Below are 13877 nucleotides of genomic sequence, written 5' to 3' on the forward strand. Positions count from 1 at the left end.
CGAGATGACCGATCAGACTACCCGCCTGCCGATCCGCCGCGCTCTAATCAGCGTTTCCGATAAAACCGGAATCCTTGATTTCGCCCGTGAACTGGAAGCCCTCGGCGTCGAGATCCTCTCCACTGGCGGTACGTTCAAGCTGCTGCAAGACAACGGTGTTGCCGCTGTTGAAGTGGCGGACTACACAGGTTTTGCGGAAATGATGGACGGTCGGGTGAAGACCCTGCACCCGAAAATCCATGGCGGTATCCTCGGTCGTCGCGGCATTGACGACGACATCATGAACGAGCACGGCATCAAGCCGATCGACTTGGTGGCCGTTAACCTCTACCCGTTCGAAGCCACCATCAACAAGCCAGGCTGCGACCTGCCGACCGCAATCGAAAACATCGATATCGGCGGCCCGACCATGGTTCGCTCCGCCGCCAAAAACCACAAAGACGTGGCCATCGTGGTGAATGCCAGCGACTACGCCAACGTCCTGGAAAACCTCAAGGCTGGCGGCCTGACCTACGCACAGCGTTTCGACCTGATGCTCAAGGCGTTCGAACACACCGCCGCCTACGACGGCATGATCGCCAACTACATGGGCACCGTGAACCAGGCGGCTGAAACCCTCAGCACCGAAGGCCGCAGCCAGTTCCCGCGCACCTTCAACAGCCAGTTCATCAAGGCGCAAGAAATGCGCTACGGCGAGAACCCGCACCAGAGCGCGGCGTTCTACGTTGAGGCCAAGCCTGCCGAAGTCGGCATCGCTACCGCGACCCAACTGCAAGGTAAAGAGCTGTCGTTCAACAACGTAGCTGATACCGACGCTGCGCTGGAGTGCGTGAAGAGCTTCGTAAAACCGGCTTGCGTGATCGTCAAGCACGCCAACCCGTGTGGCGTGGCGGTCAGCCCGGACAACGAAGGCGGCATCCGTCAGGCCTACGAACTGGCTTACGCGACGGACACCGAGTCGGCGTTCGGCGGCATCATCGCCTTCAACCGTGAGCTGGACGCCGAAACGGCCAAGGCCATCGTTGAGCGTCAATTCGTAGAAGTGATCATCGCCCCGTCAGTGAGCGAAGAAGCCCGCGCCATCGTGGCCGCCAAAGCCAACGTGCGCCTGCTGGCCTGCGGCGAGTGGAGCGCAGAGCGCGCACCGGCCTGGGACTTCAAACGCGTCAACGGCGGCCTGCTGGTGCAAAGCCGTGACATCCAGATGATCGGCAGCGAAGACCTCAAAGTGGTGACCAAGCGCGCACCGACCGAGCAAGAGATCAACGACCTGATCTTCGCCTGGAAAGTGGCCAAGTACGTTAAATCCAACGCCATCGTTTACGCCAAAGGCCGTCAGACCATCGGTGTGGGCGCAGGCCAGATGAGCCGCGTAAACTCGGCCCGCATTGCCGCCATCAAGGCTGAGCACGCTGGCTTGCAGGTACAAGGTGCAGTCATGGCATCGGACGCATTCTTCCCGTTCCGTGACGGCATCGACAATGCTGCCAAAGCCGGTATCACTGCAGTGATCCAGCCAGGTGGCTCGATGCGCGACAACGAAGTAATCGCCGCCGCTGACGAAGCGGGCATTGCCATGGTGTTCACCGGCATGCGCCATTTCCGTCACTAACCAGACGACGGTCGTACTGAACCCGGCATCTGCTGCGTTGGAGCCGACCTCGATGATGCTCATTGCCAAAAGGCAACTCCGCTCATCGAGGTCGACTCCGCCTTGCATCTACCGGCTTCATTACAACCTCCTGAAGCATTAAACGCTTTAGGTTCTAAACAGAATTCAGCGTCATCCGAGGTTTTTGAAATGAATGTTTTGATCATTGGCAGCGGTGGCCGTGAACACGCACTGGCCTGGAAAGTAGCGCAGGACCCGCGTGTCGCTAAAGTATTTGTTGCCCCCGGCAACGCTGGCACCGCCATTGAAACCAAGTGCGAAAACGTTGCTATCGACGTGCTGGCCCTTGAGCAACTGGCTGATTTTGCCGAGAAGAACGTTGCCCTGACCATCGTTGGCCCAGAGGTCCCGTTGGTAGCCGGTGTGGTTGATCTGTTCCGTTCCCGTGGCCTGGATTGCTTCGGCCCGACCGCTGGCGCCGCTCAGCTGGAAGGCTCGAAAGCGTTCACCAAGGACTTCCTGGCTCGCCACAAGATCCCGACCGCCGATTACCAGAACTTCACCGAGATCGAGCCAGCGCTGGCTTACCTGCAAAAGGTTGGCGCGCCCATCGTGATCAAGGCTGACGGCCTGGCTGCGGGCAAAGGCGTCATCGTCGCCATGACCCTTACTGAAGCCGAAGACGCCGTGCGCGACATGCTCGCTGGCAACGCTTTCGGCGAAGCCGGTTCGCGTGTCGTTATCGAAGAGTTCCTCGACGGCGAAGAAGCCAGCTTCATCGTTATGGTCGACGGCAAGAACGTCTTGCCTATGGCCACCAGCCAGGACCACAAACGCGTCGGCGACGGCGACACCGGCCCGAACACCGGCGGCATGGGCGCTTATTCGCCTGCTCCAGTGGTCACCGCTGAAGTTCACCAGCGCGTGATGGACCAGGTGATCTGGCCGACCGTGCGCGGTATGGCTGAAGAAGGCAACGTCTACACCGGCTTCCTGTATGCCGGTCTGATGATCGACAAAGCCGGCAACCCGAAAGTCATCGAGTTCAACTGCCGCTTCGGCGACCCGGAGACTCAACCGGTGATGCTGCGTCTGCAATCGAGCCTGGTGCTGCTGATTGAAGCCGCATTGGCCCAAGCGCTGGATAAAGTTGAAGCACAATGGGATCCACGTCCAAGTTTGGGCATTGTGCTGGCGGCAGGTGGTTATCCGGCAGACTACACTAAAGGCGCTGTAATCCACGGACTGGACGCTGCAGCGAAACTGGAAGGCAAAGTATTCCACGCGGGCACCGCGCTGAATGCAGCAGGCGAAGTGGTCACCTCAGGTGGTCGCGTGCTGTGTGCAACGGCAATGGGCGACACGGTTGAGGCGGCGCAAAAGCAAGCCTACGCCCTGGCCAAAGCCATCGAGTGGGACGGCTGTTTCTACCGTCATGACATTGGCTACCGAGCCATTGCACGCGAACGCGGTGAGCCCCAGTAACAAGTCTATCCATATGGATAGACGGGGATGGATCAGCCTTGCCTAACTCTTCCAGCGCCGCGCATAGTGACCGACTTGCAACAATCGACGAAGGGATTTCACCGTGCGCTGGCTTAGGATCGCCATAGGAATAACTGTCAGCCTGCTGACAACCCTGCTCTGCCTGATGCCGGCTCATGCCGCATCAGGTGGCAGCTGGTCCATGCTGTCCGACCCGCAAGGCGACCTGCAACTGAGCGATGTGCGCTCAGCCCGATTGAATAGCCAGTTCACCTCCATCGAACTTGAAAACATGGTGGCTGCCGAACCCGGCGAAGCCCTGTGGCTGAAGTTCCGCTTACAGCCCGACCAGCATGAGCAGATCCTGCGGGTGTTCGCCCCCGACCTCTCACGCCTTGATTTGTATGTCCTCGATGATCACAAACTGATCACCGAAGTGACCACCGGCAACAACCTGCCACAAAGCGAAAAACCACTGTCCAGCAGCGACTACCTGTTACCGCTGCCCCAGAGCGATCAGCCTCTGGATGTTTACCTGCGCATGGAATCTGAACACCAACTGCGCCCGCACATTACCCTCAGTACCGCCGTTGTCCTCGCTGCCGATCAGGGCACCACCCTGCTTTATGGGCTACTGATGGGCGGCATCGCGATGCTGGTACTGCACAACCTGATTCGTTTTGCCTTCTCGCGCACCATCAGTTGCCTGTGGCTGGCACTGTGCGAGACCTTGCTGCTGGCCAGCTCGGCGCTCTTTTTAAACCTGCTCAGCCCGTGGTTCCCGCAATGGCACAGCTGGCAAACCCCTGGCGCCTATCTGGCACTGATACTCACCGCACCGTGCGGGTTGCTGTTCACCTACAGCTTCTTCTCCAGCCGTGGGCCGCACCCGCTGCATAGACTGCTGCTGATCGACATCCTCATAGTAGGCCTGTGTGGCTTGCTGCTGCTGTTCTTCAACAGCCTGCCGCTGAACCTGACCACCTATTTACTGGTTGCGCTGACCAGCCTCAGCATCCTGCTGGTGGCCAGTTACCACTTGCAGCAGGGCTACCGCCCGGCTCGTTTGTTTGTCGTGGCCATGATCATTTTCAATATCGGCACCCTGCTGATCCTGCCCGCCCTGCTGGGGTTGACCCTGATCGCACCGCAAGAGCTGGTGTTGGCCCTGATGGCGGTGGTGTGCCTCAGCGGCCTGCTGATGGGCATCGCCCTGAGTGAACGAACGCGGAGCATCACCGAAGACCAGCTCAACCTGAGTTGCGACCTCGCCGCCAGCAACGCCGAGATCAATGCCAAGGCCGAGTTTCTGTCCAAGATCAGCCATGAGATCCGTACGCCAATGAACGGCGTGCTGGGCATGACAGAACTGCTGCTCGGCACGCCGTTGTCCGTCAAACAACGTGACTACGTACAAACTATCCACAGCGCCGGCAACGAGCTGCTCACGCTGATCAACGAAATCCTCGACATCTCCAAGCTGGAGTCCGGGCAGATCGAACTGGACGACGTGCAGTTCGACCTGAATGCATTGATCGATGACTGCCTGAGTATTTTCCGCACCAAGGCCGAACAGCAAAACGTCGAACTCATCAGCTTTATCCAGCCGCAAGTACCTCGGGTGATCAATGGCGACCCTACGCGTTTGCGTCAAACCCTGCTGAGCCTGCTGGAAAGCGCCCTGAAAAAAACCGACGAAGGCGAAATCCTTATCGTGGTTGCGCTAGAGGAACGCAGTGATGCCCCACGCTTGCGCATTGCCGTTCAAGACTCGGGCCAGCCGATGGATGAGCAAGAGCGCGAGGCACTGCTGCACGCCGAACTGCACAGCAAAAACTTCCTCGCCGCCACCCGTTTGGGCGGCCATCTGGGGCTGGTCATTGCCCGCCAGTTGATCACCCTCATGGGCGGCGAGTTCGGCATCAAAACCGGGCAAACCAAGGGCACCAATTTCTGGCTCACCCTGCCATTGGACCCGCAACTGCTTGAGCACCCCACCTCCGACCTGGACAGCCCGCTCAAAGGCGCCCGCGTGCTGGTGGTGGATGACAACGACACGTGCCGCAAAGTACTGGTGCAGCAATGTTCGGCGTGGGGCTTGAATGTCAGCGCCGCCGCCTCGGGCAAAGAAGCGCTGGCCTTGCTGCGCACCAAGGCGCACTTGCGCGACTACTTCGACATTGTCTTGCTGGACCAGAACATGCCGGGCATGACCGGCATGCAACTGGCCGCCAAGATCAAAGAAGACCCGAGCCTGAACCACGATATCTTGCTGGTGATGCTCACGGGCATCAGCAATGCGCCGAGCAAGATCATTGCGCGCAACTGCGGCATCAAGCGCATCCTGGCCAAACCGGTGGCGGGCTATACCCTGAAAACCACCTTGGCCGACGAGTTGACCCAACGCAACAACGGCCTTGGCGTCACACCGCCATTGGGCAGCGGGCCATCAGCGCCCCTTAGCGTGCCCAGCAACTTCCGTATTCTAGTGGCCGAAGACAACAACATTTCGACCAAGGTGATTCGTGGCATGTTGAGCAAACTCAACTTGCACCCGGACACCGCCTCCAACGGCGAAGAAGCGCTGCAGGCCATGAAAGCGCAGCGTTACGACCTGGTGCTCATGGATTGCGAAATGCCGGTCCTGGACGGCTTCTCAGCCACCGAGCAATTACGCGCCTGGGAAGTCAGCCACCAGCGCGTCCGCACCCCGGTCGTTGCCTTGACCGCGCATATTCTGACTGAGCACAAAGAGCGCGCACGCCAGGCCGGCATGGACGGCCACATGGCCAAGCCTGTCGAACTGTCGCAACTGCGCGAGCTGGTCGAGTATTGGGTGGTGCAGCGCGAGCTGCGACAGTCTCAGACGCAGCCGTCGTAGGGCAGTTGTAGTCGCTGCCGAGGCACGAAGGCTGCGATCTTTTAAAGTCAAAAGATCGCGAGGCAAGCTCGCTCCTACACAGTGTGTCGTTGTAGCCGCAGGGTCTTTTTAACACCGCCCGACAGACCGCCAAACCCCTGATAGACTTTCGACGACTTCCTGCGATGTGAGCTCAGACCATGCTGCATGTTTTGTTCAGTGTGTACTTGAAGATGCTGGTGCTCTACAGCCCGTTCTTCGTACTGTCGTGTTTTATCAGCCTGACACGCGGTTACTCGAACAAGGAGCGTGGCCGCCTGGCATGGAAAGTAGCGCTGGCAACCGTGATTTCCAGTGTGTTGCTCTACCTGTTCGGGCGCATGATTTTTAGCGTTTTCGGTATCACTGTGGATGCCTTCCGTATTGGCGCCGGCAGTGTATTGTTCATCTCGGCGCTGGGCATGGCCCAAGGCAAGTCTGCCGTGCAAAGCGACAATGTTCAGCAAGACGTCACCATTGTGCCGCTGACCATTCCGATCACCGTTGGTCCCGGTACCATTGGTGCGTTGCTGGTGATGGGCGTCAGCCAGCCTCACTGGGATGACAAGCTGATGGCGATCACCAGTATTGTCATGGCCAGCCTCACCGTCGGGTTGGTGCTGTATTTGTCCAACAGGATCGAGCGCATTGTCGGCGAGCAGGGCTTGCAGATTATCAGCCGTTTGATGGGGCTATTCGTGTGCGCGCTGGCGGCACAAATTATCTTTACCGGGATAAAAGGCTACTTGGTGCCCTAAGTAAATTGGCACTGCCCATGCTTGACAGCCATGGGCAGTGCTTTTTACAGCTCCACGTTTTGGATCATCGTATTCGTAAAACCACGAATAACATCCTGAACTTCATTTTTCATTGCTGCATACGCAGCCGCATCAAATTGAAAACGGCCACCCTTTGAATTCAGACGTACAAAGGTCAGTGCCGGGTTCTTATCATGAGGCGTACAACTGAGTTGCAGAGCACATACAAAAACCACTAATTCACCCTGCTGAGTCCTCTCACACGGCGCACACTGATAGTGGGTGGCATGTGACGTAATGGGCGGCTCATTCAAATAGCTTAAGGCATCGCGCTCCAGGTGAAGACTGTCAAATAGAACACCCAGCAGATTGGCCAGACGCTCAGAGCTACCCACACCCGCTACCTGCACCTTGTAATCGCGAACTTGGTGAGCATCTGAAATCAATAATGGCTGCTCAACGATGTAAGCCTTAAGCGAAAAGCCAATGCTAAACAGAGCATATTGATAATTTGACAACCACGTCCAAGGCCCTGAAGTCCCTCCCCTGTCGGCATACAATTGCGCATAGAGCAAACAGTCTTGAATATCCTGCTTGCTGGCCTCGGACACTTCCCCGACAAAAGAAGTGAGCGTGCTGCCAATCATTTTCGCATTCATAGCATTATCAAAGACCTTGTTGAGTGAGGACGGGAGGGCATTTGCCATCAGCAGAGCAGGCCCAAGGCAGTACGTACTGATTTTTTTTAATCTTCAGTTTTTCAGCCACCGACTCACGCAAACGAGAGAAGCATTGTGCATTTAGCTCATAGGTGTAGGCTTGGACGTGCAGCCCTGCACTTTCTTCGATCTTGATCGTCTGAGAAAGGTAATTACTTAGTAGTTTTGTGTGCGTGGTAAACGCCAGCATCAAGGTATGAAGAACACCTTCTGCATCTAAAATCGCGAACTTAACGCACACATTAAACTCATCAGGTACTGGGCAATCAGTGCTGGCCGTATGATCAGAATGAACGGGCGAGACAGTTTTTTCATGCCAAACATCCAGCGCCTTTTGAGACGGCAAGAACTTGAGCTTCTTCAACAATTCAATAAAACCTGAACTGACTCGAGAGGGAAACATACTCAGGCTTTTAGCCGTTACAACATCAACCACGGTCAAGGTCCGTGAAGATTTCGACACAACGCCAGGTTGGTTTAAACGAATCCAGCACAAGTTATCCAGCATTCGTTGAACAGCCTGCTCACGTTCCGTATTGTGCTGTGCTAGCGGGTGCTTTACACGAGCACTCAACTCCGCAAACAACAACGAGTTCATGACGTCTTCTTGCTGCTGCGCTGTGAGCACAGTACCGGGCAGGCACATCGCGAGTATGCCGGCATTGACATAGACTTTATTAGACTCTTCCATCGCCACAAACTCCTTGCTGCGCCTGAGTTAAATATCTATATCAATGTTTTCGATAAAGTTTTTCCCCGAAGTACCGAGCTTTTCCATAATAGTATTACGAACGACTCCATACTGACGCCGATTAAGCGTTGTATTACTGGCGGCAGTGTACAAGCTCACATCGGTGTTACTCCACTCCCAAAAAAGAACCTTGGTCACGCGTTTTGACGAACTGAACTGCATGCAGGTTTTTATCATTATCACTTCACCATCGCTGGTTGCGATACATGGCAGGATCTGAAAATTACCCGCATCAACACCCTTTGCCTGATTTTCAAACAGACTAAGCGCCTTGGGGCTTTTGGCCAGAGCGCCAAAGACCATGGCCACAATCTCCAGCACCGCTTTATTTGGGCCCACAACACTTGCAATTATTTCCAGCGCAATTTGGTCCATAGTAAATTTCTGCTTCAGACCGGTCACTTTATGCATGGACTCGTTTGTCGTTGTCCAACCGCAGTACGATAGAATCTGGTTATACAGGTTGTATCGCTCAACACGATGCGTGTCTTTATTAGGGAATTTCTTATCTGCTGCCAACTGTGCAAACAACACGCTATCCATTACGTCCTGTTTTAGCTGTGATTCCAAACCTCCAACAAAAGAGACGACGCTGTTACCGGCTACAAAAGCGCTGCCCTCGTTACCATCAACATTCTTAGCGGGACCATTAATATCCATACCGGAGCGAGCTGTCAGCATGATAGAGCGAGTCAGTATCGCTGGCTCAACTACCGGGATCTCCAGGCTTTTAATAAACTCAACACAGGCCTCATCACTTAAATCTTTAATATCCATATCATTTACTCCTGCAGCCATCATGGCCGTTAAATTAATTGTCTTGCGAATGCAGACAATTGAAACCTTAGACACACCAGCCTCAAGCGTCCACTGCATACCTGATCAACGAAAGACAACAATCCAGGAAATAATTTAACTTAAACAATTACTTTTTTTCAGCAATATACCGCCCACACCTCTTGAATACTCGCCCCTGCAAAGCGCGCCATTTATTTCAAAGTATATACCTAGTACTTAATGGCAATATCCCAGGTCAGCATGAGCGTTATCGACAATCATCTGCGACTTAACTAACAGACACTGAGGAGTATTCAGACACTCTCATTCCTTTAAAAAAACGAATGAGCACCTGCCAAAGCATGGCCTCGTGATCTTATAAACAACTACCCAAAAGTCACGAGGCCAAAGAAGGTCGATCGGCTGCCAAGGCACAGGCAGCCCCCCCTTTAATTAACTCACACGATCAAGGCTTGTCGCCGTACCAACGCGGTGTATATACCCACTCGCGCCCATCGGCTCGCGGGAACGTGCAGGTGGTGGACGACCCGACAATGACCATGGTGCGCATATCGACCTGTTCCGGGGTCAGTTCCCCCAGGGTGGTGACACGTAACGTCTGGCCGGGGCGACCGATGTCACGACCCAGTACTACCGGCGTTTGCGGCGTACGATGCCGCGCGACGATTTCCAGGGCCACGCCCAATTGCCAGGGCCGGGAACGGGAGATCGGGTTGTAGAACGCCAGGGCCAGGTCCGCCTGGGAGGCCAGATCGAGACGTTTTTCGATGATGCTCCAGGGCTTAAGGTTGTCCGACAGCGACATCACGCAGAAGTCATGGCCCAAAGGCGCACCAGCCTGGGCCGCTGTGGCCAGCGACGCCGAGACGCCCGGCAAGATCTCCAGATCCACGTTGTGCCACTGCGGGTCAGCAGACTCATGCAGGGCCTCGAGCACGGCAGCCGCCATGGCAAATACGCCAGGGTCCCCCGAAGACACCACCACCACTGAACGACCTTGCGCCGCCAGTTCAAAGGCGTGACGCGCGCGCTGCATTTCTTCACGGTTGTCGGTGCAATGCAGCACTTGGTCAGCCCGGAACGGCCCGGCCATGCGCACGTACGTCTCGTACCCCAGCACATCATTGGCCCGCGCCAGCTCGGCTTTCACCGCGGGCACCATCAACTCGGCGGCTCCGGGGCCCAGACCAATCACGGCCAAACGCCCGCGTGCACGCCCGATGTGCTGCGGGTCCAGCGGCGCATCCGCCACGCCCACGCTCACACCATTGGCGAATTCACGCCAGGCGGCTGCCGCGACGGGCTCATCCGCGCTGACAAAACGCAGCGGCACCGCCAGTTCGCGGGCTGCCTCGCGCAGCCCGGCACTGGCCATCATCCGGTCATCGGCCACCACGCAGGCCAGCGATTGCCAGGCCAGTTTCGCCTCATGCAACGCGTCGCGCAGAACCTGCATCGACACTTCCTGCGTGACTTTAAGCAGGACGCTGCGTGGGTAGATCAGCAGTTCGTTGGCAGACGGCTCACGCTCGTCATGGCCCACATGGATCGCCAGACGCGCTTGCTGGTCTTCAACCAATTGCGCCTGTGCCAGCCAGGGCGCCTCGCCTTCAATGCGCACCGGCTCACCAGCCAGCAAATCCGAAACAAAGCGTTTGCCCAATTCCAGATCGCCCAAGGCATAGCCACTGGGCGGGTTCAGCAAGCAGGTGCCGAACCGCAGCTCACCGCTGGTGGTGATGGCAGGCGCCACCCCCAAACCCGCCGCAAGAGTACGCGCCAAGTCATTCACGCCGCCCAGCCCGCCCAGCAGCGGCACCACCGCGCTGGCGTCTTCAGCAACCGCCAGCACCGGCGGCTCGGCACCTTTTTCTAGCAACAAGGTCGCGAGGGTGCGGATCACGATGCCTGCCGCGCAGAGCGCAATAATCGGCGTGTCCTGCTGATATAACTGACGCAGGTTGGCGCCGAAGTCGCTGTAAGTACGATCCGCACCGTCAACGCGATCCACCAGGCCATGGATCACGGCCTGTGGATAAAGCTGCTGGATGCGTCGCGCCGTGGCCAGGCTGCCATTGCCCAAAATCACAATGGCCGGGGCTGGGCGACTCATCCTTGCCACCGTTCGCCGGGCACGATGATCAACGAGAAATAAGGCGAAGACATCGGGTCTACGTCATTGAGCGGGACGATTTTCTGATTGCTCATGGTCGCGCGCTCAACGTACAGCGCACGGTCAGCCAGGCCCAGCTCGGCCAGTACTTCGCGCACTTTATGAAAGTTGCGGCCCAACTTCATGATCACCGCCGCATCGGCATCGGCCAGGCGACGCTTGAGATCATCGTGGGGCAGCACGCCCGACAACACCGACAGGCTCTGGTTGCGGTACACCAACGGCACGCCCAGCACCGACGCACCACCCAGCATCGAGCACACGCCCGGCACTACCTGGGCTTCAAAACGCTCAGCCAGACGATCATGCAGGTACATGTAAGAGCCGTAGAAAAACGGGTCGCCTTCGCAGATCACCGCCACGTCACGGCCAGCCTGCAGGTGCTCGGCAACCTCTTCGGCGGCCTGATCATAGAAGTCGCTGATGATCTGCTCATACGACAGCGGCTCGGGCAGCACTTCGGTGGTCACCGGGTACACCAGCGGCATTTGCGTTTGTGCGGCTTGCAGGTGGGCTTCGATGATGCCGAACGCGTTGCCTTTTTTGCCTTTGGCCACAAAGTACGCCACCACCGGCGACTCGCGCAGCAGGCGTAAGGCTTTAACCGTAATCAACTCTGGATCGCCCGGGCCCACACCCAAACCGATCAAACGTCCTGGTTGCGCCATTATTCGATCTCCGTTGCCAAGGCATTAACGGCAGCAGCGGCCATCGCACTGCCACCACGACGGCCCTGCATCACCACGAACGGTATGCCACGGCTGTCGGCGGCGAGCATGGCCTTGGATTCGGCGGCACCGACAAAGCCCACCGGGAAACCAAGGATCAGCGCAGGCTTCGGCGCCCCGGCATCGATCATTTCCAGCAGGTAAAACAGCGCGGTCGGCGCGTTGCCAATCACCACCACACTGCCTTCCAGGTACGGGCGCCACAGTTCCAGGGCGACAGCAGAACGAGTGTTGCCCGCCTCGCGGGCCATCTCGGCAACGCCGTCTTCTTTGAGGGTGCAGATCACTGCGTTGTTGGCCGGCAAACGCGTACGCGTCACCCCCTCCAGCACCATGCGTGCATCACACAGAATCGGCGCGCCAGCGGCCAGCGCATCGCGCCCGGCCTTGCCGGCACCCGGTGAGAAGCACAGGTCTTCGACGGCATCGACCATCCCGCATGCATGAATCACCCGAACGGCCAGTTTTTCAAGGTCCGCCGGGATGTGCTCAAGGTTGGCCTCGGCGCGAATAATGGCGAACGAATTGCGATAGATCTCTTGACCGTCGCGGATGTAATCAATCATCGGTGTTGCTCCGTTGGCGGGCTTCAAGCCAAGCACCCGCCGCTTCAATAGTAAGATTGCGTTCGCGCAGAACACCGAAACCGGCGTGCTCTGGTGCGCGTAAATAAAGGTCGTAATGACCGGGCGCCACGGCCAGCAAGGTGACCGGCGCCACATGGGCCGCCGCACAGGCGCGCTGGCAACCCGTCAGGTGAATCGTCTGCGGCTGTGACAACAGCGTCGCGAGGTGCCGTGCATCCGCTTTGGTGTCCGCCAGCCCCTTGGCACAGGCGCTGGAGCCGGTACAGGCAATCAGGTGCGCCAGCGGATCTTGCGCCTCGCAGAGCAGGCCCAATGCGTGCAAGTCCTGCGTGAGTAACGGCGCATCCTCGGCCCGCACATCCGGCAGCAACACGCTTTGCCAAGGGGTAAAGCGCAAGGTGCCATTGCCATACTCGCTGGCCAGTTGCGCCAGACCGTTGAGCATCGCGGCATCCAGTCGCCCCAGCACCAGCGCGGCGCCTACATGGACACGCCCGCGCTCGCGCTGTGGATAAGTACCGATCGGGCTTTGCAGCACCGGCTGGTCACGCCGCCAGTCTGTTAGCGGGGCAATGGGTACCGGCATGCGCAACGCGAGTTGCTCAACAAAATCGGCCACCGAGAGGTCTTTTAACAGATGACGCATGCGTGTCTGCTCAGGGCGCGCCACGTCCAGAAACAGCGTGAGCACGGCCATCACCAGCTCATGCCCGTGCGCCAGCGGCACCGCCCCAAGCGGTGCATCGTGCGCCGGGCAACCCGCCAGGCCAAACGCCAGCAGGGTTTGGCCATTGCACACGAACGCCGACAGCCACAAGTCATGATGATGCTCAAGCATCGCCAAGGCTTCTGCGCCATCCAGTTGCAAGGCAAATTTGGCCGACAACTCGGCAAAACGCGGGGTGCTTTCAAGGCTGGTCAGAATCTGTCGCGCCAAAGGCCAGGTGTCGATGGTTTGATACGGATCAATCCCGGCCGTCGGGCTGAGCATCAGGTTGCGCACATCGTCACTGGCCGCATTGGCAGGCCCAAGCCCCGCCGCCAGCAAGGGCTCAATCAGCGCGGCATGCTCAATGCCAATCCCGCGAATTTGCAGGTTGCTGCGATTGGTGGCTTCAATCACGCCACTGGCATAACGCTGCGCCACGTCGGCCACGGCGCGCGCCTGTTGCGCAGTGATCACGCCGCCCGCCAGCTTGACCCGGCAGATCCCGCCGTCCATCGCCTGGACGATGCGCAACAACCCCGGGCACCCGGTCGGGCGTACAGGAGACGTCGCTGAGAGTTCAGATGGCAGGGGCACGTGTCGGTCCAGAGCAGGCAATGCGCTATTGCAGGTCGCGCATTATGCCTGCTTTGGGCAACCG

Annotated in this window: 11 protein-coding genes; 4 read left to right on the top strand and 7 right to left on the bottom strand. The window is 57.8% G+C overall.

The features are described 5' to 3' along the window. Positions 1 to 4: 4 nt before the first annotated feature. The 4 genes from purH (at position 5) to TU84_RS00365 (ending at position 6754) form a co-directional block, all read left to right on the top strand. Positions 5 to 1612 carry a bifunctional phosphoribosylaminoimidazolecarboxamide formyltransferase/IMP cyclohydrolase gene (gene purH / locus TU84_RS00350; RefSeq protein WP_048366513.1) on the top strand — a complete coding sequence of 536 codons (1608 nt, stop codon included), beginning with the start codon at positions 5 to 7 and terminating at the stop codon, positions 1610 to 1612. A 189-nt stretch (positions 1613 to 1801) separates the two neighbouring features. Beyond that, entirely contained in the window at positions 1802 to 3097 is a 1296-nt protein-coding gene (gene purD / locus TU84_RS00355) for a phosphoribosylamine--glycine ligase (protein WP_048366514.1), read from the top strand. 103 nt (positions 3098 to 3200) lie between these two features. Continuing rightward, the gene (locus TU84_RS00360; RefSeq protein WP_048366515.1) at positions 3201 to 5978 is read left to right on the top strand and encodes a hybrid sensor histidine kinase/response regulator; all 2778 of its coding nucleotides are present in this window, start codon (positions 3201 to 3203) and stop codon (positions 5976 to 5978) included. Between the two features lie 179 nt (positions 5979 to 6157). After that, a complete protein-coding gene (locus tag TU84_RS00365) occupies positions 6158 to 6754 on the top strand; it encodes a MarC family protein (RefSeq protein ID WP_048366516.1) in 597 nt (198 codons plus the stop codon). Positions 6755 to 6798: 44 nt separating this feature from the next. Here TU84_RS00365 and TU84_RS00370 read toward each other — a convergent pair whose 3' ends face one another. The 7 genes from TU84_RS00370 to cobG all read right to left on the bottom strand — a co-directional run bounded on the left by TU84_RS00370 (position 6799) and on the right by cobG (position 13813). After that, the gene (locus TU84_RS00370; protein WP_153329655.1) at positions 6799 to 7413 is read right to left on the bottom strand and encodes a hypothetical protein; all 615 of its coding nucleotides are present in this window, start codon (positions 7411 to 7413) and stop codon (positions 6799 to 6801) included. Positions 7414 to 7420: 7 nt separating this feature from the next. Further along, on the bottom strand, positions 7421 to 8164 hold the full coding sequence (locus TU84_RS00375; protein ID WP_048366518.1) for a hypothetical protein: 744 nt from the start codon (positions 8162 to 8164) through the stop codon (positions 7421 to 7423). A gap of 27 nt (positions 8165 to 8191) precedes the next feature. After that, positions 8192 to 9100, bottom strand: a complete 909-nt coding sequence (locus TU84_RS00380) for a hypothetical protein (protein WP_153391772.1) — start codon at positions 9098 to 9100, stop codon at positions 8192 to 8194. Between the two features lie 367 nt (positions 9101 to 9467). After that, positions 9468 to 11135 (bottom strand): precorrin-3B C(17)-methyltransferase, encoded by a 1668-nt coding sequence (cobJ, locus tag TU84_RS00385; protein WP_048366520.1) that lies wholly within the window; start codon positions 11133 to 11135, stop codon positions 9468 to 9470. After that, a complete protein-coding gene (locus TU84_RS00390; protein WP_048366521.1) occupies positions 11132 to 11863 on the bottom strand; it encodes a precorrin-2 C(20)-methyltransferase in 732 nt (243 codons plus the stop codon). Before TU84_RS00390 ends, cobJ begins: the two co-directional genes overlap by 4 nt. Beyond that, a complete protein-coding gene (locus TU84_RS00395) occupies positions 11863 to 12489 on the bottom strand; it encodes a precorrin-8X methylmutase (protein ID WP_048366522.1) in 627 nt (208 codons plus the stop codon). Before TU84_RS00395 ends, TU84_RS00390 begins: the two co-directional genes overlap by 1 nt. Further along, on the bottom strand, positions 12482 to 13813 hold the full coding sequence (cobG, locus tag TU84_RS00400) for a precorrin-3B synthase (protein WP_409348635.1): 1332 nt from the start codon (positions 13811 to 13813) through the stop codon (positions 12482 to 12484). The genes TU84_RS00395 and cobG overlap by 8 nt, the downstream gene beginning before the upstream one ends. Between the last annotated feature and the right edge of the window lie 64 nt (positions 13814 to 13877).

Source organism: Pseudomonas helleri (assembly GCF_001043025.1).
GTDB lineage: Bacteria > Pseudomonadota > Gammaproteobacteria > Pseudomonadales > Pseudomonadaceae > Aquipseudomonas > Aquipseudomonas helleri.